This is a genomic window from Acinetobacter tandoii (genome assembly GCF_008867985.1).
In the GTDB taxonomy this organism is placed as follows: Bacteria; Pseudomonadota; Gammaproteobacteria; order Pseudomonadales; family Moraxellaceae; genus Acinetobacter; species Acinetobacter tandoii.
The window spans coordinates 529391-552273 of sequence record NZ_VXLD01000001.1 but is presented as its reverse complement, the minus strand read 5'-3'; the positions used below and the strand labels follow the sequence as shown (position 1 = coordinate 552273).

Below are 22883 nucleotides of genomic sequence, written 5' to 3'. Positions count from 1 at the left end.
GTATATACAGATATAGTCAAGTTATCGATATGTTCCACACCCGTAATTCTAGGTCAGCAGAATTTGATAGGTAAAACTTAAAAACCTTCTTTTACAGCTCCCATCCATCCCCGTAAACCAGATTCGCTTTAAAGTTTCGCTATGGCTGTTCAAAATTTATAAAACTGAAACAAAGAAAATCAGCTTATAAAAAGGTGCTTCAACCTTAAAATAAATAAGGGACATTCGCCATCTGACAAATGTCCCTCAATTAAGCGGCTAGAAAATATTAAACTAGAAATTCACTGTCCATGAGAATTGTGCTGAACGCGGTGCACTTAAGAATAAGTAATCATCTCCAGCAAAGCTGCCCGCATCACGCCAATATTTTTTGTTAAACACGTTATCAATGTTTAAACGAAGCGTATTGTCATACCCATAAGCGCGGAAATTATAAGCTGAACCAATATCAAACACTGTAAAACTTGGAACTTTAACCGTGCCTGCTTTATTCACATATTTATCGCTGCTGTATTGCATACCTGCCAATAATCTCAATCCCTCCACTTGTGGCACAGTATATGAAACATGACTGGCAAAGCGTAGTTTCGGCACATTTTGCATTTGATGTCCACTATATTCAGCAACATCAATGCCTTTAAGTTGTGAATGAGTCAACGCCAGTGTTGATGAAATATCAAGGTTTTGGCTTAAGCGCCCTTGTACACCCAGTTCAAGACCCAGATTATGCTGTTCACCATCTGTGACATACACATTGTCTAAGTTCGTATATTGATTATCCTGTTTGAGATCGAACAAGGCTGCGGTGAATAAAAATGCCTGCCACTGCTGCTTGATTCCCAGTTCATATTGAGTTGAATGGACAGGCGCTAGAGTCTCATAAGCATTGCCTGCGATACCTTTATCAGGATTACCGAAGGCATACCATGGCGCTTGTCCACCGTCACTTAAACCTTTGGCATAAGACGCATAAACATGAGTATGCTCCCACGGTTGATACATCACGGCGAATTGCGGCAAGAAACGATCTAAATTGGTTTCTCGAATATTACTTCCATCTGCGGCATAAGCATTTTCATTTAAATGCAACAGCTTACCGCCCAATAAAACCGACCATTGAGCATTAAAAGCAATCTGATCCAATACGTTTAAGGCTGTCTGCTGACTATCAAGAGATTTATAGTGATTACCTAAGAATTTTTCACTTGGGATATATTCAATAGGGTCACTATTAATGTTCCCTATAGCGTCAAAATCATTGCTTACTGGTTCAAAAATCGCATCGTACTGCGCGTGGCGTTTATAGGTCTGCGATAATTCTAAATTCAGGCTATGTTGCCACGTTCCTGTATTGAACTTCCCGTTTAGACCCGTTTTAAACTGATTGGTCAGGTAACTGTCATTTGGACTGCGAAACTCATAAATATCGTAATTACCATTTTGGTCAAAGGTATTACCTAAACCTGTATATTGACACTCATTGCTATAAGCGCAGCCATATGGAAATGCTGAATAATCATCGACCACTACACGACTTTGTGAAGCTACCAAATTCCCTGTCCAATTGTCATTAAACTGGTAGGTATATTTTAAGCCAGCATTTAAACTTTCATTGGTAACAGGTTTACCCCAGCTTTGATAACCGAGTAACCGATCCCATTCCACCCCAGTCGGTACAGTTGTGCCATCAAGTAACTGATAGCCTGGTACTGAACGCTGGCGCTGACGTTGTGACTCAATATCAAACTCCAATTTTGAACGATCTGATACTTTCCAGTCCAAAGCCAAAGAACCAAATACACGCTGACCATCGGCATGATCCACATAAGGGTGGATTTCTTCTTTTGCAAGATTTATACGATAACCAAACTGCTGATGTTCCCCGAATAACCCACCAAGATCAGTCGCTACACGATTGCCTCCATGACTATCCCCTTCAACCGTTAAAGAACGGATATTTTCAGGGCGTTTAGTCACATAGTTGACTACACCGCCAGGCGTAGACATGCCACTTTGAATGGCGCTAATTCCCTTTAAAATTTCAACTTGTGCTTTATTTTCAAGGGCTACATTTTGTTGGCCACGAAGTAGATTACCATTCAGTAAATAGCTTGACCCTGCATTGAGCATGAAACCGCGCATCATAAAATTTGGGTAGTAACCAATTGGTGCATAACCATCACCGACGGCTGCATCATTTTTAACGACATCAGTCAGTGTTTTGGCATGTTGGTCTGCAATAAGTTGTGCTGTAACTGTCGTCAGTGAAGCAGGTATTTCAGCCTGAGTTTGCTGTGTAAACCCCATCAAATTCACTTGAGGCTGGTAATACGCAGCCTGCGCTTGCTCAGCAGTTACTGTAATTGTCGCAAGTTGTGCAGTTTCATTTTCATCTGCTGCATAAGCCATTCCTGAGCTTAGTCCTAGACATGAAAATGAACCAACTGTCAGTAATGCTTTTTGTAAATGAGAAAATGAAAATGGATACGTATTCACAGTTATTGCCTAACCCCAAAAGATAATCTTACAGCATGAATTTTCGGGCATGAGTATTCACAATTTTTACGCATAGAACAATGCTTTTCTCAGACTTATTTTCTTTTTATACGAAATAATTTTATTAAAAAGTTCAACCGAATAAAAACCCAAAAACATTCATCTGAAGACCTAGTTTTAAAGACTTAAATATCCCCAAAAGCGTCCAATATTTCGAGCGAATAAAGTTAAAAAGCACTGAAGATCAACTGGTTCGTGTCATAATAAAATCAGCCGAATAATGAAGTAAAAATATGAGTACAGCTATAGAAATCATCGAACAAGCAATACAAAAAGGCATAAATCATCGCCCTCAAATTGGTGGATTTCCTTATTTAGCCGAAGCTTTACGCGAAGCAGGCGTAACCATAAATGAATGGATTCTTCCATGTTGCCAAAGTCTTTATCAGACCAATAGTGGGGCTGTCATTTTTCCTCATCCATCACTGATTACAACGGCAACAGACATTCCTACATTTAATCAAGACTTACTCATCCAAGCATTACGAGCAGACCAAGCAGGACACACCTCATTTCCAGAGTTTTTACAAGCAATCTGGTCTGCTGGAATAATTCGCTACACCGTTAATTTAGAAGCACGTTACGTCGTTTATTATGGTAGTTCTGGTGAAAGCTACATGGAAAAATACCCTGCAGTTACACTACCAATTTAATTGACATTTCTTGTATTTATTATTCAAGGAAACTTTTTAATTACCCAATTGAATTTATTGAATCGAAATAAAGGAGGCTTTTGCTCACACAGAAGTTAACAATGCGTCAGATAATCAATGTGATACTTTTTAGAAATTTCAAATAAAGGCAAAATCTTAAAAATAATTATCTGATTTAATTAAGGAAAAATTTTGTTATCATAATTTCTTTCAATTTGCTTTCTGCTTAAACTTTACAAACCCTTTTTAAATCATTATTTTGACCAAATTAATGATAGGTATCCAAATTTAGATATCTCCCCCCCAGGTTATAGCATGGCTGTTTCAAGCTTAATTAAACTAGGCTAATTGTTGTTTTTATCGGCATTTCTTCTACAATAGTTTAATTATGTTCAAGAAAAAATTGCTATAGTCTTCTCACAAGTTCTTTTATAGTGATCTTATACGGAACATATGCATGAATTCAGAACGCCAACAAAATTTTCTTTTGCGTAAAGAAAAAATCTTAGCAATGGCCGAGAAATTATTACTCGATAATAATCAGGACATTACTCTTGAAGAACTTGCTTCTGAATTAGATATTGCCAAAGGCACAATTTACAAGCATTTCGACAGTAAAAATCAACTTTATTTAGAACTTATTATTCTAAACGAAAAACGTTTACTTGATATTTCACACAAATTCAACACAGACATCAATTCGTATGTTTCAGAATACATGCTCTACAACATGTTAAATTCAAACCGTACAATATTGCTGCATGTGATTGAAGAACGTCTGACCAACAACGAACGTAAACTGAATAACTTATTTGATGAACTCTATAAAATCCGTGAAGCGCGGATTTTAAGTATTAAAGAAATCACTGATAAATATTTAAAAGAAAACAACAGTGCAATGTCCATTCGAGACTATCAATCTTATGTTTGGACTGTCACTTATGGTGCTTGTTTGTTGCTCAATTCAACCCATTACCAAAAAGCTATTGGCTCTCGTGATCGCTTAATAAAATTGTATATTAATCAGGTATTAATGACACCTGATAAAGTTGTTTAAATAGCGCTTAAAGGAGATCTGATGAGATCTCCTTTTTATTTTTTGCGGTCACTTTTTTAAACCAAACACTGCGATAAAATCGTACAACACTATAAATTTTCGGGGTTATTCACATGACTGTTTTATTACAAATTGATTTTCCCAGTACTGGACCTTTTGCAGAAGAAATGACTCAAGCATTTACTTCACTTGCAGAAAGTATTAATCAGGAAACTGGGCTTATTTGGAAAATCTGGACAGAAAATAATGATGCCCAAGAAGCAGGTGGAGTCTACCTATTTGATTCGATGGAAAATGCAAAGCGCTATTTAGTCATGCACAGCGCACGTTTAGAAAGCTTCGGCATTACCAATATTCGCAGCAAAATTTTTCAGGTGAATACAGATCTTTCAAAAATCAACCATGCCCCACTTTAAAAGGATAAGTCTTGAATTTGTCAGGACTTATCATTACTTAAATGTAATGTTTCAAGTAAAGTTGGCTGTACAGGTGCTTCAGCCTGATTATGAAGATAAACTTGCGCAATTTTAAACACAATTACAACGGCTAAACACGTCGCTATACAAAAAATCCAGAACCCAAATGGACTTCGAATGTTATGTGAGCCACAATTCGGACACTCTTTAACATCCGAATCGACCACTAAATCACAGCAAGCACAATGGTATTGATACAGCATAGGTATACTCCTATTTCACTGTAGTGGTTGTATTCATTTTCACACTCCCAAGTCCATGGCAATGTAATCTTTCTTCATGTTATGTGAGTATTTGTAAATGCACAAGCCAAGTCACAAAGAAAAGTCGACTGTGAAGTTCAAAAATTAATAAATGAACAACCAGTCTATTGTTTTGATTTTTCTTTTCTGAAAATTATGACCTTGATGAATATGTACGGAAGTTTAAGTATCTTAAAATTCAACTCCTTCCATAATTCAAGTACTATAGTAGCTCAACTCCAGTTTTTCAGTGTGGATTTTAGCAATGGTACAATTGATTAAAAAAGGTGGTCTACGTGAGCGTGCAAACCGTAGCCGAAAATTTCAAGGCTCAGAAAATACCGAAACCACACTCAAACCCAATAGCTATGCAGAAACTACGAAAAATACCACAACTGCAAACTCGGCTTCCACACAGATTCAAGAGACCAATGCTCAATCTAAAACATCTGAATAGCGTCGTACCAAAGCCATAGCGCAAACACTAGAAATAAAGCACCCGAAAGAATATCAATATAGTGTCCTGACCGCTGATACAACGCTTTAATTTTTGGCGTAGACATGATGAACATGAATAAACTAAATACCAAAAACGTTTGCAATGGGATAATAAATGCCAATTGAGTTTTTAAATTGGCATTTGCAGATGAACCCAGTGCTAAGGAGAAGACACTACTGAAATAGATTAAAGTCTTTGGATTAGACAAATTGGTGAATAATCCCAATAAGAAATACTTTTGCTGACCATTTGGCAGAGTTAAAGTCCCTTCAAGTTGAGGAGTTTGTGCAGAAGTAAGTCCCTCCTTCAGCATTCCCCAACCCATACGAGCCAAGAAGAATCCCCCTATGAGCATCAAAATTTGCTGAATCCAAGGGAATTGTTCAACTAATACGGTAAAGCCCAATAAGGTTAACACCACCCAAACGACAATCCCTGCCGATATCCCTAGAATAATTTTTAAGGTATTCAAACGTGTTGTAGAAGCTGAGCTTTTTGCAATCAATAAAACATCAGGCCCAGGGGTTAATTGTGCGACAAAATGTAAAGCACAGATAGTAAGTAATAAAGACATATTTTTATAAAATGACCTTTTTTCAATGGGTGAATTATAACGCCTGTTTAAATTTTTATTGCATTAATCACGTATTAAGGATAAAAAAACCGAAGTACTTTTGAAGGACTTCGGTTCAGATATATAGATAATCAGTTAGATTATTTATTTACATCTTTCATTTCAATTTTCTTGGCTTCAGGGGTTACTTCACGTGCTTCACCATCAATAATGCTTGAATCACGGTATTGACCACCACCCTGCTGATTTTGCATATCTTGCATTTGACGCATTAAATCAGCAAATGGATTCTGCCCTTGAGCGCCTGTTGCCCCACCCATATCGCCCATCATGCCACCCATCATTTTGTTCATCATGGCTTGTTGGCGTTTCATCATGGTTTTCATAAATGCCGCTTGTAATGCTTTTTGAACAGCTGGAATTAGCAGTAACACTGCAAATACATCACTAACTAAACCAGGAATCAATAATAGAAAACCAGCAAAGATTTTAGGTAAATTTCCTGTAAATGCTGGGTCTGAACTTACTTGACCTGATTGCATTTGTTGCATCTGCGGCATAATTCCCGCCGAATATTTACGGATAATATTTAATCCAATAAAGAAGGCAGCCACAAACCAGAAAAACACGTACCACATACTACCAACGAGGTCACCCACGCCGATCCAGACGAATACTTCTAGAATTAAGCCAGCAAGTACAATCAGAAATAATTTCATGAAAATTAATCAAATCTCTAAAATAATAAAAATGACCATGTTCAATGACTGTCACACTGTTCAGCATTTTTCTATGGTTAAGAATATCTATAAGGGCAGTTTTTTATTTTTAAAGTCTTTGGTCAAAAAATTGTAGAAACAATTCAAATTCAATGAGTATTTTAGTGTCGTTCTTATAAGGTGATTGTTAAAACACACTTAAAATTTATATGTATCTCAATCAGTTCAAAATTAAATTTGAGAAATCATGAGTATTACTCATTTTTGTTATTTGTATTTCAAATAGAAATTACGCTAGCATTCCATGTATAAAAATATAAAATGTTATAACATTACATTAATCTTTCTTATGACGTATGAAACAACCTGTTCACATATTTTACTCTAGCCTCAGCTTATCTCTCTTTACTCCATTCTGTTGGGCTGAAAGTACACCAGAAGTCCTTAAAACCATACAATTACAAGCCGAAACGTTAACAGAAAGTTCAAAGCAAACCACAGCATTAACTAAATTTTCACATGATATTCTCGATATCCCTTTTAGTCGCAGCCTACTGTCCAAAGACTTTATTCAGCAACAAGATGTACAACGTATAGACGATGCTCTGGCTCAGGTCAGTGGTGTCTATCATCAAACCAACTATGGAGGTGGCTTTTGGGACAACTATTCATTTCGGGGTTTTAATACCGACCCCAATATTGGGGCTCAAATCATTAGAAATGGGCTTAGCGTCAATCGTGGACTCAGCGCCCCGCGGGATATGGTCAATATCGAATCACTTGACTTTTTAAAGGGTCCTACGGCAGCACTCTATGGTCGTGGTGAAACAGGTGGACTTTTGAATATCAATACTAAGCAGCCGAAATGGGAACCCCAAAGTGAAATTAACCTACGTGCCAATAGCCTAGAAAAATATCGAGCGAGCTTTGAGCATACAGCTCCTATCAATAACGATATTGCTTATCGATTTGCGATTGCACATGAAGATAATCAAAGTTTCCGTGACCATGTATCCAGTGAACGTTTGTTTTTTTCACCTCAATTGACTTGGAAAATCTCTGATCAAACTCAATTCGATTTTGATAGCGAGTTTACGCAACAAAGGGGAACTTTCGACCGTGGAATCAGCAGTTATCAAAAACAATTTGTCATGCAACCAGAAACCTTTTCAGGCGAACCCAATGATGGTCAGCATCTTCAAAAGGACAATTTTTACCAGCTTCGTCTCTCACATCAATATAATGATGCTTGGAAAATCAATAATGCCTTGAGCTTTAAAGATGCTCAATTAAGAGGTTTTTCTAGTGAGCCGCGTAAAATTCAAAGCGATGGTCAAACCCTAGAACGACAACGTCGTTATCGTGACAATAAAAGTGATGATGCACTTTTTCAAACGGAATTACTGGGCGTAATTCAACAAGATTGGGCCAGACACGAAGTTCTAGTTAGCGGTGAAATTGGCCATCTGAATTATCGCCAACTTCAATTGCGACGTAATCACAGCACGAGTGTCCCCAATACGATCGATATCTATAACCCCGTATATGGACAATATCTTCCTGAACTTCCGTTGTTCATTAATACCGAAGAACAACAGAGCTATTTTGCCCTGAATCTTCAAGATCAAGTTTTTCTAAATGATCAATGGAGCGTCCTACTTGGCGCACGTTTTGACCATATCACGCAAGATTTTCAAAATAAACTAATTGATAGCTCGAGTAAAAGAGACCTACAACAAACCAGCCCACGATTAGGGGTAAATTATCGGCTAAATGATAATTGGTCTTGGTATGCAAATTATGGACACTCTTTCGCACTGAACAGTGGTATAGACCGTCATAACCAAGTTTTTAGCCCAGAAAAAGGTATAAGTTACGAGCTTGGGAGCAAATACCAGATCAACCCTCAGAGCCTGCTTAGTCTCGCCTTATTTAAAATGAAAAAAGAAAATGTCTTAACCACCGACCCTACAGACGCTAATTATCAAGTTGCGGCAGGTGAAGTCTCTAGTCAAGGCATTGAACTTGATTTAGAAATGCAGCTTAATGATCAACTCTCTGTACGTGCCAATTATAGCTATACCGATGCAAAAGTTGAAAAAGACCAAACCCTTATAAAAGGTTCCAGATTGAGTAATGTGCCAAAACACAGTGGCTCAATCAATGGAAATTACGAATGGTCACTGGCAAACGCCAGTAAAATGGGCATCGGTGCAACTGCGATTTATGTCGGAGACCGTAGTGGGCATAGCAGTGATAATGGATTTACGCTACCAGAATACACTTTAGTCAATTTACACGCCTATTATGCGCCATCAGAGCAACTCCGTTATCAATTCAATATCAATAATTTATTGGACGAAACCTATTATGTTGCAAGTTATAGCGAGCTTTGGATTCAACCCGGCGATCCACTAAATGCATCGCTTACATTACAGTGGAAATTTTAACCCGCTTTTATAACCCGTTAATTGTAAAATTTTCGGGTTTTACTTTTGGTGATCACGCTCTTTACGACCACTCAAAATCATCACCAACAAATAGGCCTGTGAAAATTTAGCCAGATCGCTCAACAACACCTTAGTTAAAGCGAAATAACTGTTCTTTCATATCTATAAAATCATATACTTCACAGATCGATTGCAATCTCTGCATCATTTTTTCAAATCTTACCAAGTTTTTTACTATGTCATTAATTATTGGGATTGACCCAGGTTCACGCCTTACAGGCTATGGAATTATAGAAAAAGACGGTCAAAAATTACGCTTTGTCGATGCGGGCACCATCCGTACCGAAAGCCAAGACATGCCAGAACGCCTAAAACGTATTTTTGCAGGTGTTGAACGGATTGTGAAATTTCACGGTCCGACTGAGGCAGCAGTTGAACAAGTATTTATGGCTCAAAACCCTGATTCGGCACTAAAATTAGGACAAGCTCGTGGCGCAGCAATTGCTGCGCTTGTAAATCTGGATTTGCAAGTTGCTGAATATACTGCCCGTCAAATTAAACAGTCTGTAGTTGGCTATGGCGCTGCGGATAAAGAACAAGTTCAAATGATGGTGGTAAAACTTCTGAATTTAAGTGTGACTCCACAAGCGGATGCAGCCGATGCACTGGCTGCTGCCATCTGTCATGCGCATGCCTCGGGCAGTATGAGTAAATTGGCTGTACTCAATGCTTTAGGCGGCATGGCTCGTGGGCGAAGTCGCTCAAGTAGCCGACGTCGTTAATTATTCGATAATTTTGTTTATTCACGGATAATCTGAAAGTCAGTCACGTCGAGAGCTTGTGATACTTCACAACTTCTCACCTGCTGCACTTTTGCATGAGATGGTCCTAAATAAGCCAGTTCGATCAGATGAGGTAGATTTTCTGCATCAGTGATCACCAAAGCCTCTACTTCCCCTGTAGCTAAATTTTTGACATAACCTTGTAATGCTAAAGCTTGAGCCTGCTGATAAAACCATCGACGATAGCCAACGCCCTGAACCCGTCCTGAAATGATGAGCCGAAATGCTTTTTGCATTTTAACCTCCATTCACAACAGAATAAATTGCTCGTCCCATATCATGTGCCTGTAAACCACGCATCCCCGATTCAGCCAATACATCACCAGCTTGAGCATGTAAACTGACAATTTGATGTAAGGCAATTTGATCATGAAATTGAGCTTTTAAACTCGCCACCATACCTGCGAGCACATCTCCCATGCCGCCAGTTCCCATACCCGCATTACCTTGAGTACAAATATACAATTTATCCTCCAAAATCAAACTACCCGAACCTTTCAACACCCACTGTCCAGCAAAGGTCTCGCGTAATTGATGAATCGCGGCAATACGGTCTTGTTCAATCTCTTTAACCGTACAATCCAATAAGGTCGCAGCTTCGCCTGAATGTGGTGTTGCATAGATATGATCATTCAACTTTTGCTTTTCTTTCGCTAAAAACCAAAGTCCATCCGCATCCAACACCACTTCTAAATGTGTACTTTGATTGAGTAGTTCGAACCATTGCTGAAAAATCTGCTCAGCCCAATCATCACGCCCCAACCCCATACCAAAACAAACAGCATCGACATGGCTTAATAACTGTTGAATTGCCTCAGAATTCAAAGCATTAATATCACGTAGCATCATATTCGGAGCACGCGCCAAAATTGATGAGTGGTGCTTGGCATGACAGACCACACTGACTTTTCCAGCCCCCGTATGAAAAGCAGCTTCTGCCGCCATGATGACTGCTCCACCCATATCCGCATGACCACCCACCACAAGTACGTGACCATAACTACCTTTATGTCCGAAGGCTTGCCGTTGCGGTAATGTAAGATTCTTAGGCGATAACTGAGCAATTGGATGTAGTTTCTCATCAGGTGGAATAAGGCTGAGTAAATGTAATTTTCCTACAAACTCTTTACCTTGCCCTGTAAATAAGCCTGCTTTATAACCCAGTAAAGTAAAGGTTTGGTCGGCTTGAATGGCACAAGGTAAAGCCTGACCTGTATTCGCCTGCAAGCCACTCGGAATATCAACGGCTATTTTTAATCCAGTTTGTACATTGAATAAGTGAATAATCCTTTGCCAATCTTGACTCAACTCACGGTTCAGTCCTATTCCAAATAAAGCATCTACATGACATTCAAAATATTCTAATTGTTGTGGTGACTTAGACCCTGAAAATCCTGTTTCGATCTCAACAAAAGATACATTCTGCGACTGGGCAAATAAATATGCCTGATGTAAGTCTGGTGATGGTCCACGTTCAGTAGTTAATGCAGTGACTTGAAAACCAGCCTGTTTTAAGTAGCCTGCAATAAAATAACCATCCCCAGCATTATTGCCTTGCCCACACCACACCGCTATTTTTTTAATCTGCTTTTGTTCAAATTGTGGAAATAACTGTTGCACAATTGTCCAAGCGGCTTGCTGCATTAAACCTAATGATGAATTTTGCTGAGCAAACCAACGTTGCTCCCATGCTTGAATTTCGCTGCTATGGTAAACTGAACGTTGCATGATTTCCCCTATTATTGGTTTATGGCTTCGACCTCTTCTTCCTCAAACATCTCACTGCAACAGCTTGATCTTCAAGAGCTAAAAACATGGATCAAAACGCAGGCTTTAGACTTGGGTTTTGCTGATTGTGTCATTGCCAAACCAGATGCTCAAGCAGAATTAGAACGTTTTAAAGAATATTTAAAACGTGGTTATCATGCAGATATGACTTATCTTGAAGAAAATTTGGACAAGCGTGCTGACCCCACCCTACTGGTTCCAGGCACACGTAGCATTATTTGTGTTCGGATGAACTATTTGGTCGAAACCCCCAAACCACGTTACGTTCCCAATGAACCGAATGCCGCCATTATTGCGCGTTATGCACGTGGGCGGGATTATCATAAGATTATGCGTGGCCGTTTAAAAACATTAGCAACTCGTATTCGAGAACGTGTGGGTGATTTCGAATCTCGTCCTTTTGCAGATTCCGCACCCATTTTTGAAAAGTCTTTGGCAGAAAATGCAGGGATGGGTTGGACAGGCAAACACACTTTACTCATTCATAAAAAATCAGGTTCATTTTTTGTTTTAGGGGAATTGTTTACTTCTCTTGATTTACCTTTTGATGGTCCAACCACAAAACATTGTGGCTCCTGTACTGCTTGTATTGATATATGCCCGACACAAGCCATTGTAGAACCCTATATGCTTGATGCACGTAAATGTATTGCTTATTTGACCATTGAATACAAAGGCATTATTCCAGAAGAACTCCGGCGGGGAATCGGCAATCGGGTTTTTGGCTGCGATGACTGTCAGCTCATTTGCCCTTGGAACAGTTTTGCGCAAAAAGCCAGTATTGAAGATTTTAATCCACGCCATGATCTAGATCGGGTCACTTTATTAGATTTATGGCACTGGGATGAAGCAACTTTTTTAAGCAATACCGAAGGCAGCCCAATACGGCGCACAGGCTATCAAAGTTTTATGCGTAATATTGCAATTGGTTTGGGAAATGCACCATTTTCTAGCTTAATTCTACAAACTTTGCACGAAACTCGTCACTTGCATGATGATATTGTGCAAGTCCATATTGATTGGGCCATTCAGGAACAATTGATTAAATCACAATCAGTTTAAAATCATGAATCTGCCGTCAACATAAAACTGTTATATTTACAGTTCTTTGCAAAGTTATTGTTTTATAAAAAGGATAGTTACGTGTTTGGCACAAAATTTATTGGATCAAACAAAAACTTTGCATGGAATACTCAGTAAAAATAGCCGACTTTGTGACTAAATCTTCTATCTAATCATTCATTACATCGCCATATTTTAATCGTCAGATACTATAAGTTTTGGTTTTTTTTGCCTTTGGTTTTGGCACGAAATCTGTATGATAAAAGCCAATAAAGAATACAGATGATGGACTTCCTAGAATGACTGTACGTAATGATTGGACGCGTGAAGAAATTCAAGCTTTATACGAACAACCTTTTTTAGACTTGGTTTTCCAAGCTCAGAAAGTTCATCGTGAGCATTTCGATGCCAATACCATTCAAGTCAGCACTTTATTATCAATTAAAACAGGCAAATGCCCTGAAGATTGCAAATACTGCTCTCAATCTGCACGTTATGATTCAAAACTAGAAGCAGAAAAGCGTATTGCTGTAGAAAAAGTTATTAGCGAAGCTAAAGAAGCATTAGCGTCTGGTTCTTCTCGCTTCTGTATGGGTGCTGCATGGCGTAACCCGCATGAGCGTGATATGCCTTATGTGCTTGAGATGGTTCGTGAAGTAAAAGCTTTAGGTTTGGAAACTTGCATGACCTTAGGCATGTTAAACCAGTCTCAGGCTGAACGCTTAAAAGATGCAGGTTTAGATTACTATAACCACAACCTTGATACTTCGCGTGAGTATTATTCAAATATCATCAGTACCCGTACTTTCGATGATCGTTTAAATACGCTTGAATATGTACGTGGTGCAGGCATGAAAGTGTGTAGCGGCGGTATTGTGGGTTTGGGTGAAGACACTGCCGATCGTATTGGGCTATTACTTGAACTCGCAACATTACCTATTCAGCCAGAATCAGTGCCAATCAACATGCTTGTTCCAATTGAAGGCACACCATTAGCGGATGTAGAAAAGCTCGATGTGACTGAATGGATTCGTACCATTGCTGTTGCACGTATCATTATGCCAAAAAGCTATATTCGTCTTTCTGCAGGTCGTGAATCTTTGTCTGATTCAGACCAAGCATTGGCATTTATGGCTGGTGCAAACTCACTGTTCTCTGGTGAAAAATTACTGACTACACCAAATGCAGGTGAAGGTCGCGACAAGCAGTTATTTAATAAATTAGGCTTAGTTGCTGAAAAAGCAAAACCAACTGTTTCTGAACTTTCAGTAGATGCTATGGCAGGCTAATAGAACTTCTAGTTCTTAAGCTCAATAAAAAAGCCAGTTCTATGAATTGGCTTTTTTATTTGAATTTGATTTAAGATTTTTATATTCACTGAATCAATGATCAGCAGCTTAACCTGCAAAATTATGCGCAGTAATCAAAATGCCGTATTGCGCAGTGAGATAATCCCCTTTTCGAATAATATCGGCACCGTTGGCGTGGAAAACCGTTAACTGTTCGGCTACTGCATCATATTCGAAACGTTCATAACAGTCTTGATGATGGCACAACCATGTCAGTGTATCCGCAAGTTGGTCATCTACAATATACGTTTGTTTTTGAAAATCTTTAGACATAGTGAATTGATTAATACAAGATGAAAACATTGTAATGGCTTTAAGGGATGAGAGAATAAATTTGATGAAAAAGGAACAGATCAATTTGACTAATGCCAAATGTACAAAATCCGAAATGATTAACTCACTTCGGATTTAGTTAGAACAATTCCAAGACTAGGAGGTTTTGTTCTCACCACATTTTCTACATTCCAGATGCTCACCTATTTCCTGCATTTGTTCATATTCATAAATGTGGAAACAAAGTAACTTTCTGAGTAATTGAAACATTTTAAACTCCTTGTTTAATTTTTTCTGTCTCGCGCTTGTTTCGGTCCTGAAACATCGATGTATCAAGATGATTAGATACATTGCATTATAATTATCATATTTTTATCGAATGGCAAATAATTTACTCAAGCTTGAATTGCATTTCGTCGGAAAGTAAACTCATATTATAGACTTTATTCGTTATGTGACGTTTACATTAAACAATGACCCAATGGCACTGGTAATGAGCATGGCGAAGCATCCCCAAAACAGCACTCTTAAAGCCCCTTTCCAAATGGATGATCCTGCAGTATAGCTTGCTAATGCACCCAAACCGACTAAAGCAAAAATAGAAACAATCACAATCGCACTGGCTAAATAATGTTGTGGTGCGATAAGCACAGCCAACAACGGAATGGCTGCCCCAACCGAAAATGATAAAGCCGAAGACAAAGCGGCTTGCACTGGTTTTGCTGCAGTCATTTCAACAATGCCAATTTCATCGCGGGCATGTGCTCCCAAAGAATCATGGGCTGTTAACTGAATTGCCACCTCATGTGCTAACTTTTCATCTAAACCACGATGAATATAAATTTGGGTTAATTCTCTTAATTCTTGTTCTGGATTATTTTCTAATTCACGTTTCTCTAATGCTAGATCAGCTTCTTCAATATCAGCTTGCGACTTAACCGAAATATACTCCCCCGCAGCCATGGAGATGGCACCCGAAATCAATCCTGCTAAGCAAGTAATCAGAATGGTTTGTTGCCCTGCACCACTTGCCACAATACCAATTACCAGACTGGTGACTGAAATTATGCCATCATTCGCCCCCAAAACTGCCGCACGTAACCAACCCGTTTTTTCTAAATTATGCTTCTCTAGATGTATAGATCTTCTCATCAATGCTCTCGTCTTGATTTTTATTGATACTGCATAAATCCTTATTTTAGACCAATATTCTTAATATTCGCTTAACCAAAGCATTGGATTTACAAAACTTTTCTATATTTTTTCTAAGCAGCACCATATACAAAGTTAAGAGCATAACCATGAATAAGATATGCTCTGTCCCTATTAGATTCTAGTCTTAATAACCTTCAGTGTTTATACCTTGCTCGTTCACTTGACGTGCTTTACCTGTTTCAGTATTGAGCACAGTAAATTCAATTCTACGATTCTTAAACTGTCCCTCTGGCGTACTATTGTCTGCAATAGGTTTTTCAGCACCCATGCCCACAGCTTGCAATTTTGCAGGATCAACACCTTGTTTAATTAAATAATTCATAACCGCTTGAGCACGTTTCACTGACAGCTCTTTATTGTCTTGTGCCGTACCTACGTTATCCGTATGCCCTTCTATCACCAGATTAACTTGCGGTGCACGCCGAATTAATGCAGCCGCTTGATCTAAAATCGATTTATTAATTTCAGGAATTTCACTTGAATAAGGTTCAAAATTGATGATTTGTAAATTCAGTGCCGTCGCCACGTCTAAGGCACGTATATGCTCTGGATTTAAACTCGCCAATGCTTTTTCAGCATCGCTCACACTACTGCCAACCACTTGGTTTACATCTATAGGTTGCTGCGTCACTATTTGCATATTTTTCACTAATGGTCGAATTTTTTGGGCTAGCTCTGTTGCGGTTGTATTACTTTCGGTTTGAATCGACAATTGATCACCCAACCAAGTAATTGATACATTTGGCGTTCCTTTGATGATTTTCAAGACACTAGGTATTGCATCCTGATCGATAAAGTTTTCGTGTAATTGATTGTTGTCATCAACACCACATCCAACGGGATGTGCAAATATCTGTTTCACTTCTGCTTGTAAAATATCAATATACGACTTATTTGATGTGAAGATCTGACATGTCATCAACATTCCTTCTTGTCCAGTGGTTAACTGAAATTTTGCTGGTTGACTGGGAACATTTGAACTGTCTGCCACAGTCGTAGGCTGTTCAACTCGGCTGCACATTTTAAAAAGTAAAGCACAGATCAACCCCAATGCGACAATAAATAAAACAGGTATCCACCAACGGTTTTGCCTCTTTGCACCAATATATGAAGCGTTACTTGGACTTTGATTTAAAGTTTGACCAACTAGTGTATTCACACCTAGTGCGGCAAGTAGTGGTTTAGCCCACAAAGGTAAAGCTACTGCAATGTCCGTATTGTGATTAAGTAAAAAATGCTCTATGGCATGCTGGTCACTTGAACCCGCCTGTGTCTCTAAAACCCCCAAAGTCGGTGCAATCGCATGATTCAATGTTTCTTCAATTTCAGATGGCGGTGCTGTCGCACCAATCGCTTCAATAAATTTTTCTTTGAGCGATTGATGTGTCTTAAAAAGATCACTCAATCTGGGATTAAGATGGTTCTGTAACTCGGTAATATAATCTGGTTTTTCTTTTAATAAACTGAGTAAAATGGGATAAAAATTATCTAGAGCATGTTTCTTTTCCAGCAAATGCTCTGTCTCAGATTGCAGAACTATAGGTGTGACTTGTTGCTGTAGTAATTCAATGATATTGGTCAGCATTTCCTGCCCTCTTATTCTTTTGTTGTTTTATTAAGTTAGTTTATATGTTCAATTTTTATACAGTGTAAATTATTGTATTTTCTACACCCTTTGATCTATCTCAAATTTTTAGGCATAAAAAAGCCAGCGATTGCTGGCTTTTTATAACACTCAAAAATTAGGCATGAAAAGTTTGCAGCACTTTTCCTGTTAAAGTCTGATTAATTAATGGGGTATTTTTACCTTGTGAAAGAATGCTTTCTTTGGTTAAAGTCCACTGTATTTCTGGGTCAATCAATACCCATCCCGCTTCTTGTTCCCAACGCTCTTGCATATTCGCAACTTTGGCAGGTGCTAGAGTTACTTTCTCTACCCATTCTAAAGGCGTAAATAAACCTTCTTTGACCAATTGCACACCTAAGGAAACATAAGTATCAAATGCAGTAAAACCAGGTTCAGTTTCTGCAAATGGTGCCATTTTAGCCGAGCTGCTCAATGGTTCATGATGAGTACAAATTGCATCAATTACACCATCTTTTACACCTTGGCGTAAACGCTCTTGATCTTTATCAGAACGTAATGGTGGGCGCACATGTGCCAATGCATTAAAACCGTCAATTAAACGATCTGTTAAGTGTAGTTGATGCATCGCCACATCAGCGGTTACGGGTAAACCCTTTTCTTTGGCAATCTTGATTAACTCCACCGAAGCGCCACATGACAGCAAGCTAAAGTGTGCATTTACACCTGTTGCTTCAATCATGAGTAAATACTTAGCAATCGCTACCGTTTCAGCCAAAGCTGGAATCATTGGCAAACCTTGACGTGAGGCAATAAAACCTTCGTGTACACAACCATCTTTAGCAATTTGTGGTTCTTCTGCATAGAACACAACAGTTAAACCAAGACCTGCTGCATATTCCAATGTACGAATGACCACATCATCATTCGCAAAAGGTGCATTGGCATTTGAAACCGCGGTACAACCACCTTTTTTCAAAGCTGCCATGTTCGCAGGTTGTTGACCTTTTAAACCTTGGGTTTGCGCACCAATCACCTGAAGGTAAATACCACCATCTAACATGGCTTTTTCAACCAGACCATGAATCAAAGCACCATTATCTTGCACAATTGGCTTTGAATCTGGTGGCGTAAACACATGCAGAATACCATTCTCACGTGCAGCCTTACCTTCCGACTTGAGCGTACCATGCTGCTGCTGACCTGGCTCACGTAAACGCGCACACAAATCGACCATGGTTGGCATTAACCATTTGCCTTGACCATCTAAGGTAACTTCAACTTCATCTGTAGCGGAAACCAATTTACCCTGTTCTAAATAAACTGTTTGCACCGAGTCGCTTTGCTGAATTGGGTCTAAGACACGGACATTTTCAATTTTTACAATACTCATGACTTTCTCTTATCCCGCAATCGCTTCTAATAGACCTTGTTCTTGTAATTGGCCTTGCATTGATAAGGCTAAAACAGCCATACGTACCGCAATACCGTTGGTGACCTGATTTAAGATTACCGATTGCGGACCATCTGCAATACTTGAATCAATTTCAACACCGCGGTTCATTGGACCAGGATGCATCACGATACAATCAGGTTTCGCCAATGCTAAACGTTCTTTGTTCAAACCAAACATTTTGTAAAATTCAGACTGCGAAGATAATGCGGGTGAATCAATACGTTCATTTTGAATACGCAGGGTAATGATCACATCACAATCCTTCACACCTTCATCCATTTTATTAAATAGACGAACACCTGCACCATATTCTTCAAAGCCATACGGTAATAATGTATTTGGAGCAATCACACGAATATCTTTACAACCTAAAGTCTGTAAAGCAGCAATATCTGAACGCGCCACACGCGAATGTTTAATATCACCAATAATCGCCACACTTAGTTCTTCAAATGGCTTTTTGGTTTCACGGCGAATGGTTAACATGTCTAACATGGCTTGGGTTGGATGCGCATGACGTCCGTCCCCCGCGTTGATAATTGCGACATGCGGACAAACTGTCTGAGCAATGAAATGTGCTGCACCAGAAGATGAATGACGCACCACAAAGATGTCTGCCGCCATCGCTTCTAAATTCCAAAGCGTGTCGCGTAAGGTTTCACCTTTGGACGTACTTGAGCGCGCAATATCAATATTCAATACATTTGCAGATAAACGCTTCGCTGCCGCTTCAAATGTTGTACGAGTACGAGTTGAGTTTTCAAAAAACAGGTTCATCACCGTACGACCTTCAAGCAGGTTGTTAGTAATCAACTGATTTTGGTCATTAAAAAAGGACTGCGCCGTGTCCAATATTTTCGTGAGTGTGGCTTTAGATAGCCCTTCGATGGTCAGGAAATGCTTTAAATTTCCTTCTTTATTGAGTTGAATCTGACTCGGAGTATGCAATTCCGCCAAGTGCATGAGAGATTCCTTATACGTTAAGTTAACGTATTATACAGAGATTCCCCCAATTTGGCAGATGAAGTTTTCGACACTCAACAGAAAATTTGACGAGATTTAAAATGACTTCTTATTTTCCTATGCATTATTTAAATAAGATAATTTAAACAAAATTTACCACTCAACACTGAGTCTACCAATCACCATAAATTTGAGTTTTAAGGTGATTGGCTTAAACAAGATGATAAGTAAACTAATCTGCAACAAGATTTAGCGTAATGCACCAATATAGTGATGATGCACCTGTGCACGATAAATTTCTTCCTCGGTCACTTCATCCTCGCGATACTGTGTCGGCTCAACTACGGTTTCAGCCACTACCTCTGGTTCAATCACTGTATCCAAATCCATGAAACTTCTTAAGCGTTCAGCCTGACGAACTAACTCTGTATCTCCTGTAGCCAAAGCCAAATCGACCACATGACGGGCATAATCCTTATTTTCAGCGAGGTACATCGCGTCAATGACACGCCCGGACACACGACGCAAACGCGTATAAATTAAAGTTGCAGCGGAAAAAGCCTCAGGATGAGCAACGAATCCATGATTAGACATCTTTTTCAATCCCCCAGTTTTATTGAATTTAATACGAATAATGACTTCACAGCAGATTGCGCAAATGAAGTGAAATTTCAAATGCACATCGCCATTTAATGGACTTAACTTAGCAAAATACATACCAATTTTGAGAACCAAGTCGGTAAAAGTGCATTTTTTTATGATCTGCTTATGCAAACACGCAATTTAAAAAGCTTTCAAAGCCAAAATCAGTTAAACTTTGCCAAGTATTTTTTTAAATCTTGGTCTATCTAATTTATGAATAGCTCTTCCCGTTTAAGCAACTATTGGGTCACATGTGCAGATGGGCTAGAAACCTTACTCCAAGAAGAATTACAAGGTCTAGGCATCGAACAAATTGAACGCTTTCCAGGGCGTTTAGTTTTTAAAGGCACGCTAGAACAAGCCTATCGTATTTGCATGTGGTCACGTTTGGCTTCACGTGTTCTGCTCCCTATTCATACCCATGAACTTGAACGCAGCCATGATGCGCGTGATGTTGCTGAAGAACTGTATGAAGGCGCAATCAGCTTTGACTGGTCACTTATTTTTGCACCACAAAGTACTTTTGCTATCCGTTTGCACGTTGAACGCGAAATTATGGTGAACAGCCAATTCGCAACTTTACGTGTTAAAGATGGTGTGGTGGACTCGTTCATGGAAGCTGTTGGTCGTCGACCAAGCATTGATACCAAGCAACCTGAAATTACTCTATACGTCCTTGCAGGTAAAACTGAACATACTTATTGCTTAGACTTATCGGGCGATTCTTTACATAAACGTGGTTATCGTCGTTATATGACGGATGCCCCAATCAAAGAAAACTTGGCGGCTGCAATTTTGCAAAAAGCCAAACTTCAACAATTACGACCAGACATTATCTTGGACCCAATGTGTGGTTCGGGTACTTTCATTATTGAATCTTTAATGTTGTTGACTGACCGTGCCCCTGGTTTAGTGCGTCGTTTTGGTTTTAATGGTTGGAATGGTCATAACCATGAATTATGGATGTCAATTAAAGCGGAAGCTGCTGAACGTCATCAACAAGGTCTGGCTCAACCTTTACCAAAGTTTTATGCTTTTGATGCAGACTGGGAAGCAGTAAAGGCAACTAAACAAAATATTATCGCTGCGGGTTTTGAGAGCCTGCTCGAGCAAATTCAGATTGAAGAACGCACCCTTTCTGACTGGCCAGATTTTGAAGTCGGCAATAAAACAGCCTTTATCGTCACAAACCCTCCTTATGGTGAACGTTTAGGTGATAAAGCATCGAACCGTGCATTGTATTTGGGTCTATCTGGGTTATTACAAAAGAACTTCCCGAATCAAACTGCCGCTGTGATTGCAGCAGCCGTTGAACAAGCGGACGTGATGGCATTTAGTGATCCGCAAACTATGCGTTTGATGAATGGTAAATTGCCAATCTACGTCCGCTTAGGCAAGATCAAGCCTGCAACCGTCATGAAGCCATTCCTTGAAACTTGGCAACCCCTGCAATTTGACCCAATTGAAGGTGCAGAAGACTTTACCAATCGCTTACAGAAAAACATGCAGACCCTGAAAAAATGGGCAGTAAAAGAAGGCATTTTCTGTTTACGTTTATATGATGCCGACTTACCTGATTTTAATGTAGCCGTTGACTTGTATGGCGACCGTCTGCATGTGCAAGAATACGCGCCACCAAAAAGCATTGATCCTGAAAAAGCCAAAAAGCGTTTTAACTTGGCTTTAGCTGCGATTCGTGCCGTAACAGGTCTGGGGCGTGATGCGATCTTTATCAAGACCCGTGCGCGTCAAGAAGGTAAAAATCAGTACACTAAACAAAGTACGGCATCTAAACGTTTTATCGTGCAAGAAGGTCAAGCGAAAATTTTAGTTAACATGACGGATTATCTTGATACAGGCCTGTTCCTCGATCACCGTCAAATTCGTTTGCGTATTGCCAAAGAAGCGCGTGGTAAGCATTTCCTAAACTTGTATAGCTATACCTCAACAGCAAGCTTACATGCTGCTTTAGGCGGTGCAGCAAGTACCACTAGTGTGGATTTGTCGAATACATATCTGAACTGGTCAAAAGAAAACTTCGTCTTAAATGGTTTAACTGTCGATCATGCCGATGAACAGCATCAATTCTTTGCTAGCGACTGTTTTGAATGGCTCAAAGAAGGTCATGAGCAATATGACTTGATTTTCATCGATCCACCAACCTTCTCGAATTCGAAGAAGTTCTACGGCACCTTTGATGTACAGCGTGACCACGTGTCTCTACTGAAACGTGCTATGAACCGTTTAACCACGGAAGGAACGCTTTACTTCTCTAATAACTATCGTGGTTTTGAATTAGATGAAGAAATTGAAGCGATGTTTAACGTGCAAGAAATCACCCAAGAAACCATTGGGCCAGACTTCAAGCGCAATCAAAAAATCCATCGTGCTTGGAAAATTCAGCATCACCCAGTCTAATCTTTCAGTTAAAAAAAAGACCGCTAAAGCGGTCTTTTTTTTAGAAGTGATTTTTTAGTGCGCA

The 22883-nt window shown here is 39.3% G+C and carries 21 protein-coding genes; 9 read left to right on the top strand and 12 right to left on the bottom strand.

The features are described from left to right. Nucleotides 1–273: 273 nt before the first annotated feature. Nucleotides 274–2496, bottom strand: coding sequence for a TonB-dependent siderophore receptor (locus tag F4W09_RS02750; protein ID WP_151503943.1), 2223 nt, complete (start codon nucleotides 2494–2496; stop codon nucleotides 274–276). Nucleotides 2497–2789: 293 nt separating this feature from the next. Between F4W09_RS02750 and F4W09_RS02745 the strand changes: the two genes are divergently transcribed. The 3 genes from F4W09_RS02745 (at nucleotide 2790) to F4W09_RS02735 (ending at nucleotide 4682) form a co-directional block, all read left to right on the top strand. Beyond that, the gene (locus F4W09_RS02745; protein WP_044740611.1) at nucleotides 2790–3209 is read left to right on the top strand and encodes a DUF1398 family protein; all 420 of its coding nucleotides are present in this window, start codon (nucleotides 2790–2792) and stop codon (nucleotides 3207–3209) included. A 457-nt stretch (nucleotides 3210–3666) separates the two neighbouring features. Next, nucleotides 3667–4266, top strand: coding sequence for a TetR/AcrR family transcriptional regulator (locus F4W09_RS02740; RefSeq protein WP_016166542.1), 600 nt, complete (start codon nucleotides 3667–3669; stop codon nucleotides 4264–4266). Nucleotides 4267–4379: 113 nt separating this feature from the next. Next, complete coding sequence (locus tag F4W09_RS02735) at nucleotides 4380–4682, top strand: monooxygenase (RefSeq protein WP_151503942.1); 303 nt, start codon at nucleotides 4380–4382, stop codon at nucleotides 4680–4682. Between the two features lie 20 nt (nucleotides 4683–4702). Here the strand turns inward: F4W09_RS02735 and F4W09_RS02730 are convergent, their stop codons facing one another. Then, entirely contained in the window at nucleotides 4703–4945 is a 243-nt protein-coding gene (locus F4W09_RS02730) for an FmdB family zinc ribbon protein (protein ID WP_151503941.1), read from the bottom strand. Nucleotides 4946–5249: 304 nt separating this feature from the next. Here F4W09_RS02730 and F4W09_RS02725 point away from each other — a divergent pair, with 304 nt between their 5' ends. Next, nucleotides 5250–5441 (top strand): hypothetical protein, encoded by a 192-nt coding sequence (locus F4W09_RS02725; RefSeq protein ID WP_151503940.1) that lies wholly within the window; start codon nucleotides 5250–5252, stop codon nucleotides 5439–5441. Here the strand turns inward: F4W09_RS02725 and F4W09_RS02720 are convergent. After that, nucleotides 5425–6057, bottom strand: coding sequence for a LysE family transporter (locus F4W09_RS02720; protein WP_016166546.1), 633 nt, complete (start codon nucleotides 6055–6057; stop codon nucleotides 5425–5427). The genes F4W09_RS02725 and F4W09_RS02720 overlap by 17 nt on opposite strands. A 140-nt stretch (nucleotides 6058–6197) precedes the next feature. Continuing rightward, a complete protein-coding gene (locus F4W09_RS02715) occupies nucleotides 6198–6776 on the bottom strand; it encodes an FxsA family protein (protein ID WP_016166547.1) in 579 nt (192 codons plus the stop codon). A gap of 356 nt (nucleotides 6777–7132) precedes the next feature. Between F4W09_RS02715 and F4W09_RS02710 the strand changes: the two genes are divergently transcribed. Together F4W09_RS02710 and ruvC are read left to right on the top strand one after the other, a co-directional pair. Further along, nucleotides 7133–9226 (top strand): TonB-dependent siderophore receptor, encoded by a 2094-nt coding sequence (locus F4W09_RS02710; RefSeq protein WP_151503939.1) that lies wholly within the window; start codon nucleotides 7133–7135, stop codon nucleotides 9224–9226. A gap of 236 nt (nucleotides 9227–9462) precedes the next feature. Beyond that, a complete protein-coding gene (ruvC, locus tag F4W09_RS02705; RefSeq protein ID WP_016166549.1) occupies nucleotides 9463–10008 on the top strand; it encodes a crossover junction endodeoxyribonuclease RuvC in 546 nt (181 codons plus the stop codon). 17 nt (nucleotides 10009–10025) lie between these two features. Here ruvC and F4W09_RS02700 read toward each other — a convergent pair whose 3' ends face one another. Together F4W09_RS02700 and F4W09_RS02695 are read right to left on the bottom strand one after the other, a co-directional pair. Further along, a complete protein-coding gene (locus tag F4W09_RS02700) occupies nucleotides 10026–10304 on the bottom strand; it encodes an acylphosphatase (RefSeq protein ID WP_151503938.1) in 279 nt (92 codons plus the stop codon). A gap of 1 nt (nucleotide 10305) precedes the next feature. Next, complete coding sequence (locus tag F4W09_RS02695) at nucleotides 10306–11796, bottom strand: NAD(P)H-hydrate dehydratase (RefSeq protein WP_151503937.1); 1491 nt, start codon at nucleotides 11794–11796, stop codon at nucleotides 10306–10308. A gap of 21 nt (nucleotides 11797–11817) precedes the next feature. Here F4W09_RS02695 and queG point away from each other — a divergent pair, with 21 nt between their 5' ends. Further along, nucleotides 11818–12918, top strand: coding sequence for a tRNA epoxyqueuosine(34) reductase QueG (gene queG, locus F4W09_RS02690; RefSeq protein ID WP_151503936.1), 1101 nt, complete (start codon nucleotides 11818–11820; stop codon nucleotides 12916–12918). A 299-nt stretch (nucleotides 12919–13217) separates the two neighbouring features. Then, nucleotides 13218–14207: a biotin synthase BioB gene (gene bioB / locus F4W09_RS02685; protein ID WP_151503935.1), complete on the top strand. Its 990-nt coding sequence runs from the start codon at nucleotides 13218–13220 to the stop codon at nucleotides 14205–14207. Nucleotides 14208–14315: 108 nt separating this feature from the next. Here the strand turns inward: bioB and F4W09_RS02680 are convergent, their stop codons facing one another. The 6 genes from F4W09_RS02680 to F4W09_RS02655 all read right to left on the bottom strand — a co-directional run bounded on the left by F4W09_RS02680 (nucleotide 14316) and on the right by F4W09_RS02655 (nucleotide 20362). Next, the gene (locus F4W09_RS02680; protein WP_016166554.1) at nucleotides 14316–14540 is read right to left on the bottom strand and encodes a hypothetical protein; all 225 of its coding nucleotides are present in this window, start codon (nucleotides 14538–14540) and stop codon (nucleotides 14316–14318) included. Between the two features lie 450 nt (nucleotides 14541–14990). Then, nucleotides 14991–15692: a VIT1/CCC1 transporter family protein gene (locus F4W09_RS02675; protein WP_151503934.1), complete on the bottom strand. Its 702-nt coding sequence runs from the start codon at nucleotides 15690–15692 to the stop codon at nucleotides 14991–14993. Between the two features lie 187 nt (nucleotides 15693–15879). Then, entirely contained in the window at nucleotides 15880–17340 is a 1461-nt protein-coding gene (locus tag F4W09_RS02670) for an OmpA family protein (protein WP_151503933.1), read from the bottom strand. A 157-nt stretch (nucleotides 17341–17497) separates the two neighbouring features. Further along, complete coding sequence (locus F4W09_RS02665; protein WP_151503932.1) at nucleotides 17498–18733, bottom strand: dihydroorotase; 1236 nt, start codon at nucleotides 18731–18733, stop codon at nucleotides 17498–17500. A gap of 9 nt (nucleotides 18734–18742) precedes the next feature. After that, nucleotides 18743–19759 carry an aspartate carbamoyltransferase catalytic subunit gene (locus tag F4W09_RS02660; protein ID WP_016166559.1) on the bottom strand — a complete coding sequence of 339 codons (1017 nt, stop codon included), beginning with the start codon at nucleotides 19757–19759 and terminating at the stop codon, nucleotides 18743–18745. A gap of 249 nt (nucleotides 19760–20008) precedes the next feature. Beyond that, nucleotides 20009–20362: a hypothetical protein gene (locus tag F4W09_RS02655; RefSeq protein WP_171492386.1), complete on the bottom strand. Its 354-nt coding sequence runs from the start codon at nucleotides 20360–20362 to the stop codon at nucleotides 20009–20011. Nucleotides 20363–20614: 252 nt separating this feature from the next. Here F4W09_RS02655 and rlmKL point away from each other — a divergent pair, with 252 nt between their 5' ends. Further along, the gene (rlmKL, locus tag F4W09_RS02650; RefSeq protein WP_044738501.1) at nucleotides 20615–22819 is read left to right on the top strand and encodes a bifunctional 23S rRNA (guanine(2069)-N(7))-methyltransferase RlmK/23S rRNA (guanine(2445)-N(2))-methyltransferase RlmL; all 2205 of its coding nucleotides are present in this window, start codon (nucleotides 20615–20617) and stop codon (nucleotides 22817–22819) included. Nucleotides 22820–22883: the final 64 nt, after the last annotated feature.

Coding starts and splice junctions, on each gene's coding strand:
- F4W09_RS02745 (WP_044740611.1), top strand. CDS start 2,790: ATGAGTACAGCTATAGAAATCATCGAACAAGCAATACAAAAAGGCATA.
- F4W09_RS02740 (WP_016166542.1), top strand. CDS start 3,667: ATGAATTCAGAACGCCAACAAAATTTTCTTTTGCGTAAAGAAAAAATC.
- F4W09_RS02735 (WP_151503942.1), top strand. CDS start 4,380: ATGACTGTTTTATTACAAATTGATTTTCCCAGTACTGGACCTTTTGCA.
- F4W09_RS02730 (WP_151503941.1), bottom strand. CDS start 4,945: ATGCTGTATCAATACCATTGTGCTTGCTGTGATTTAGTGGTCGATTCG.
- F4W09_RS02725 (WP_151503940.1), top strand. CDS start 5,250: ATGGTACAATTGATTAAAAAAGGTGGTCTACGTGAGCGTGCAAACCGT.
- F4W09_RS02720 (WP_016166546.1), bottom strand. CDS start 6,057: ATGTCTTTATTACTTACTATCTGTGCTTTACATTTTGTCGCACAATTA.
- F4W09_RS02715 (WP_016166547.1), bottom strand. CDS start 6,776: ATGAAATTATTTCTGATTGTACTTGCTGGCTTAATTCTAGAAGTATTC.
- F4W09_RS02710 (WP_151503939.1), top strand. CDS start 7,133: ATGAAACAACCTGTTCACATATTTTACTCTAGCCTCAGCTTATCTCTC.
- ruvC (WP_016166549.1), top strand. CDS start 9,463: ATGTCATTAATTATTGGGATTGACCCAGGTTCACGCCTTACAGGCTAT.
- F4W09_RS02700 (WP_151503938.1), bottom strand. CDS start 10,304: ATGCAAAAAGCATTTCGGCTCATCATTTCAGGACGGGTTCAGGGCGTT.
- F4W09_RS02695 (WP_151503937.1), bottom strand. CDS start 11,796: ATGCAACGTTCAGTTTACCATAGCAGCGAAATTCAAGCATGGGAGCAA.
- queG (WP_151503936.1), top strand. CDS start 11,818: ATGGCTTCGACCTCTTCTTCCTCAAACATCTCACTGCAACAGCTTGAT.
- bioB (WP_151503935.1), top strand. CDS start 13,218: ATGACTGTACGTAATGATTGGACGCGTGAAGAAATTCAAGCTTTATAC.
- F4W09_RS02680 (WP_016166554.1), bottom strand. CDS start 14,540: ATGTCTAAAGATTTTCAAAAACAAACGTATATTGTAGATGACCAACTT.
- F4W09_RS02675 (WP_151503934.1), bottom strand. CDS start 15,692: ATGAGAAGATCTATACATCTAGAGAAGCATAATTTAGAAAAAACGGGT.
- F4W09_RS02670 (WP_151503933.1), bottom strand. CDS start 17,340: ATGCTGACCAATATCATTGAATTACTACAGCAACAAGTCACACCTATA.
- F4W09_RS02665 (WP_151503932.1), bottom strand. CDS start 18,733: ATGAGTATTGTAAAAATTGAAAATGTCCGTGTCTTAGACCCAATTCAG.
- F4W09_RS02660 (WP_016166559.1), bottom strand. CDS start 19,759: ATGCACTTGGCGGAATTGCATACTCCGAGTCAGATTCAACTCAATAAA.
- rlmKL (WP_044738501.1), top strand. CDS start 20,615: ATGAATAGCTCTTCCCGTTTAAGCAACTATTGGGTCACATGTGCAGAT.